The following is a 4,366-nucleotide window of genomic DNA, read 5'->3' as shown; positions in this document are numbered from 1 at the left end:
GTGGTTCGCCCCTCCCCGTCCCTCCCCGCGCGGGGAGGGACGGGGAGGGGCGAACCACAGGCCACCCGCCATCCATGGGGCTGGCGTTTAGACCTCCAGCCGTGTGGGGACTCCCGGCTCGAGCCACAGCGTCTTGGCCTCGAGGCCGGCTTTTTGGAAGGCCTGTTCGACCTCGGTGCGGCCCTCGGAGAAGTGGGACCAGCCTTCGTGGTGGATGGGGATGAGGGTGCGGGGCTCGAGGCGCTTGGCGAGCTTGACGGCATCCTCGGCGTCGAGGGTGTAGCGGATGCGGCCGGTGAGGCGGAAGCGGGCGGCCCCTACGTGCAGCAAGGCCGCGCTCACCTTGAAACGCCGGGCGACCTCGGCCAGGCCGGCGAACCACACGGTGTCGCCGGAGACGTAGAGCCCGCCGTGCCGCTGGGAGGGCCACTCGAGGAAAAACCCCGTCACCTCCCCCACCACGGGCAAGGCGATGCGCGGGCCGTGCTGGGCGGGGGTAGCCGTGACGCGGATTTCGCCCACCCGAACCGGCTGCCAGGGGGCGAGCCCCACCGCGTTGCCGCCGAGCCGTTTAGCGCCCGAGACCGTGGTCAGGACGCGCCCGGCTTTGGGCAGGAAGGCCCGGCCGGCGGTGTCGAGGTTGTCGAAGTGCTGGTCGTGGGAGAGCAGCACGGCGTGGACGGGCGGCAGGTTCTCGGGCGCGACGGCGGGGCCGGTGAGCTTGCGCGAGCGCAGCCGCAGGCGGCGGGCCGCCGCGCCGCGGATGGGGCCCTGCTCGAGCGCGTACACCCCGCCGGGCGGGTCGAGCACGGGGTCGGTGAGGAAGCGCCAGCCGCCCACCTCGAGCAGCACCGTGGCCGCTCCGATATAGGTCAGGGTCGCTTCCACCTGGCTCGAGCCTAACCCCAACCTCGGTTGGGCACAATCAACCCTCACCGGCCTTGAATCCTGGCACGGGTCAGCCACCGCCCGGCTCCGAAAAGCTGACCGCCCTCATCCAGACCCGATACAATGCTCAGCGGTATGAAGCCGACCCTCGCCGCTACGCTGCTGCTGGCCGGGAGCCTGTTGCTCGCCGGCTGCCAGAACGACAAGACCGCCGCCATCTGCAAGAACAAGCCCGAAGCCCTCAAGACCACCAACGACGCCGTCACCAGCCTCAAGATCGAGGACGTCAAGGTGGGCAACGGCGCCGAGGCCCTGCCCGGCAAGACCGTCCGGGTCCACTACATCGGCCGCCTGGTGGACGGCAAGGAGTTCGACACCTCCTGCCAGGAAGGCCGCGACGCCTTCGAGTTCACCTTAGGCCAAGGCCAGGTGATCCAGGGCTGGGACAGCGGCGTGCTGGGCATGAAGGTGGGCGGCCAACGCCGGCTGCACATCCCCGCCGCCCTGGCCTACGGCGACCGCTCCCCCAGCACCGACATCCCCGCCAACTCGGCCCTGATCTTCGACGTCGAGCTGGTGGAGGTGAAGTGAGGGAAAAGCCCTCCGCCATCAGCCCTCAGCCGTCAGCGAAGGGCGGAAGGCCCGTGGCCCGTGGCACTTGGGGTCGAGGGTCGAGGCGTCTTGCGTTTGGCGTACGACGTAGGACGTACGACGCCGGGCGCAGGACGCACGACCCGCGCCCGGCGCCCGGCTACCGGCTACCGGCTACCGACAGGTACTCCAGATGAGATTCGTCGTCATCACCGGCCTCTCCGGCGCGGGCAAGACCAGCGCCCACTTCGCGCTGGAGGACCTGGGCTATTTCTCGGTGGACAACCTGCCGCCCGCGCTGTGGCCTGCGCTGCTGGAGACCCTGCAGCAAGCGGGCATCGGCAAGGCGGCGGTGGTCGTTGACATCCGCACCCGCAAGTTCTTGGACCACCTGGGGCCCACCCTGGCCCAGCTCAAGCCCTTCGTGGTCTTCCTCGAGGCCCGCCCCGACGTGCTGCTCAAGCGCTACAACCTCTCGCGCCGGCTGCACCCTTTGGGCACCGGCAACCTCTTGAGCGAGATCGAGGCCGAGAAGAACGCCCTCGCCCCCCTGCGCGACCAGGCCGACCTGGTCATCGACACCTCCGACAAGTCGGCGCGCGAGCTCAAGGAGACGCTCGAGCGGGCGCTGGGCGAGGAGGAGGGCTTCGTGCTGCGGCTGTTGTCCTTCGGCTTCAAGTGGGGGCCGCCGCAGGACGCCGACCTGGTGCTCGACGTGCGCAGCCTGCCCAACCCCTACTACGACGCCCGGCTCAAGCCTCGAGCGGGCACCGAGCCCGAGGTGGCCCGCTACGTCTTCAGCCGCAAGGAGGACGAGCCCTTCTACCGCGCCCTCATGACCACGGCGGGCCTGGCGGCCGAGGGGGCCCGCGAGAACGGCCGCGCGGCCTACACGGTCGCCGTCGGCTGCACGGGGGGGCGCCACCGCAGCGTGGCGGTGGCCGAGCGGCTGGCGCAGGACATGGGCGGAAGGTTTAGAGTAGAAGTCGAGCACCGCGATGTGGGCAAAGGCGATTAGCCCCTTCTCGAGCCAGCCCCTTTCCCCGGGCGAGGTGGGCTGTGCAGGGTAGGGCCGTGCGCTTCGGGCTGCGCTGGCAGAGCTGGCGCTGGCTGCTGCCGGGGATGCGGGTCAAGCGCTACCTGCTGGTGGCGGTGCTGGGGGGGTTGCTGGGGCTGGTGGGGATCCTCCAGCTCTCGTGGGAGGGGCCGCTGGTCTCGAAGTTTTACGAGCTCGTGCACTGGGCCCGGCCCTTCGACGCCCCGGCCTGGCTGACCGGCTCGCTGTGGCTGGGCCTGGGCGTGTTCCTGCTGGCGCAGGGCATCCGCTGGATGAACCGCAGCATGCTCTCCGCCCTCACCGACCCCGACACCGTGCCCGAGCAGGTCTACATCCGGCGGCGGCTCGAGGCCGGCCCCCGCATCGTGGCGCTGGGCGGGGGCACCGGGCTGTCGCGGGTGCTGCGGGGGCTCAAGGAGGAGACCGCCAACCTCACCGCCGTCGTGGCCGTCACCGACGACGGGGGCTCCACCGGGCGCCTGCGCGACAGCTTCGGCATCCCCGCGGTGGGCGACCTCGTCGATTGCCTGGCCGCCCTCTCCGACGCGCCGGGCCTGCCCGACCTCATGGCCTACCGCTTCAGGCGCGGGGGCGAGCTGGCGGGCCACACCTTCGGCAACCTGATGCTCGTCTCGCTGCACGAGGTGGAGGGCAACTTCGCCGAGGCCTTGCGCAACGCCAACCAGATCCTGCGCCTGCGCGGGGCGGTCTGGCCGGCCACCGCCCTACCCGCCAAGCTGTGCGCCCTGCGCGAGGACGGCAGCACCAGCGAGGGCGAGACCCGGCTGCGCGAGGGCAAAAGCCGCATCCGCCGGGTGTGGCTCGAGGCGCTGCGCCGGGAGCCGGTGGGGGTGGCCGCGGAAGGCCTCGCCGAGCCCGGCAGCGCCTTTGAGCAGCCCCCGGAGCTCACCGCCATGCCCGAGGCGCTCGAGGCCATCCGCCGCGCCGACCTGATCGTGCTGGGGCCGGGCAGCCTCTACTCCAGCGTGATCCCCAGCTTCCTGCCGCCGCAGATCCAGGAGGCCATCCTCAAAGCGCCCGGCAAGCTGTGCTACATCCTCAACGTCATGACCGAGAAGGGCGAGACCGACCACCTCTCCGCCCTCGAGCACTACCGCGCCATCGCCGCGCACCTAGGCCGCGCCCCCGAGATCGTGGTGGCCCACACCCAGCCCATCGGCGCCGAGCGCCAGGCCCGCTACGGGGCCGAGGGCCAGCAGCCGGTGACCCTCGACCTCGAGGCCCTCGAGGCCCAGGGCGTGCGGGTGGTGAGGGGCGACTTCCTCGAGGACGGCCCCTACGCCCAGCACGACCCGGCTAAACTGGTACGGGCCCTGATGGCCCTCAGATCCCAATGATCCCTCTCCTCCTCACCGACCGCATCGGCGACGACCACGGCCTGGGCTACGGCTACCCCCAGGCCGGCCTCTACAGCGAGGTGGGCTTCGCCGACCTCACCGGCTTCGAGGCCCTCGAGCGCGACGGCCGCCTGGTGCTGCGCGTGCGCTTGGCCCGCTACGCCAACCCCCTGCAAGCCCCCAAAGGCTTCTCGCTGGCCGTGGTGGGCGTCTACCTCGACACCCAACCCGGCGGCAGCCAGGAGCTGCCCGGGGCCGGCTTCAAGACCCCCGAAGGCCAGGGCTGGGACCAGGCCGTCCTGCTGACGGGCTGGGGCGCCGAGCAGCGCGACCCCGCCGGGGCCGCCCAAGACCTCGAGCTGCGCCGCGACGAGGACTGGCTCGAGGTCTTGCCCGAGCTCCCGCCCGGCGACTACGGCTACTACGTCACGGTCGGCCTCTACGACCCCTTCACCCCCTGGCGCTTCCGCCC

The 4,366-nt window shown here is 71.5% G+C and carries 5 protein-coding genes; 4 read left to right on the top strand and 1 reads right to left on the bottom strand.

All coding sequences use genetic code 11. From position 1 onward, the window contains the following. Positions 1-87: 87 nt before the first annotated feature. Positions 88-888, bottom strand: a complete 801-nt coding sequence (locus Mterra_RS19255) for an MBL fold metallo-hydrolase (RefSeq protein ID WP_119316598.1) — start codon at positions 886-888, stop codon at positions 88-90. 135 nt (positions 889-1,023) lie between these two features. Here Mterra_RS19255 and Mterra_RS19250 point away from each other — a divergent pair, with 135 nt between their 5' ends. The 4 genes from Mterra_RS19250 to Mterra_RS19235 all read left to right on the top strand — a co-directional run. After that, the gene (locus Mterra_RS19250) at positions 1,024-1,479 is read left to right on the top strand and encodes an FKBP-type peptidyl-prolyl cis-trans isomerase (protein ID WP_119316597.1); all 456 of its coding nucleotides are present in this window, start codon (positions 1,024-1,026) and stop codon (positions 1,477-1,479) included. Positions 1,480-1,672: 193 nt separating this feature from the next. Beyond that, the gene (gene rapZ / locus Mterra_RS19245; protein ID WP_119316596.1) at positions 1,673-2,497 is read left to right on the top strand and encodes an RNase adapter RapZ; all 825 of its coding nucleotides are present in this window, start codon (positions 1,673-1,675) and stop codon (positions 2,495-2,497) included. 104 nt (positions 2,498-2,601) lie between these two features. After that, a complete protein-coding gene (locus Mterra_RS19240; protein ID WP_119316599.1) occupies positions 2,602-3,894 on the top strand; it encodes a gluconeogenesis factor YvcK family protein in 1,293 nt (430 codons plus the stop codon). After that, on the top strand, positions 3,891-4,366 hold a 476-nt coding region (locus Mterra_RS19235), incomplete at its 3' end, for a glucodextranase DOMON-like domain-containing protein (protein ID WP_275054867.1). The genes Mterra_RS19240 and Mterra_RS19235, both read left to right, overlap by 4 nt.

The organism is Calidithermus terrae, from assembly GCF_003574345.1.
GTDB lineage: Bacteria > Deinococcota > Deinococci > Deinococcales > Thermaceae > Calidithermus > Calidithermus chliarophilus.
The sequence above is the reverse complement of the archived record's forward strand: the minus strand, read 5'-3'. Positions and strand labels throughout refer to the sequence as shown.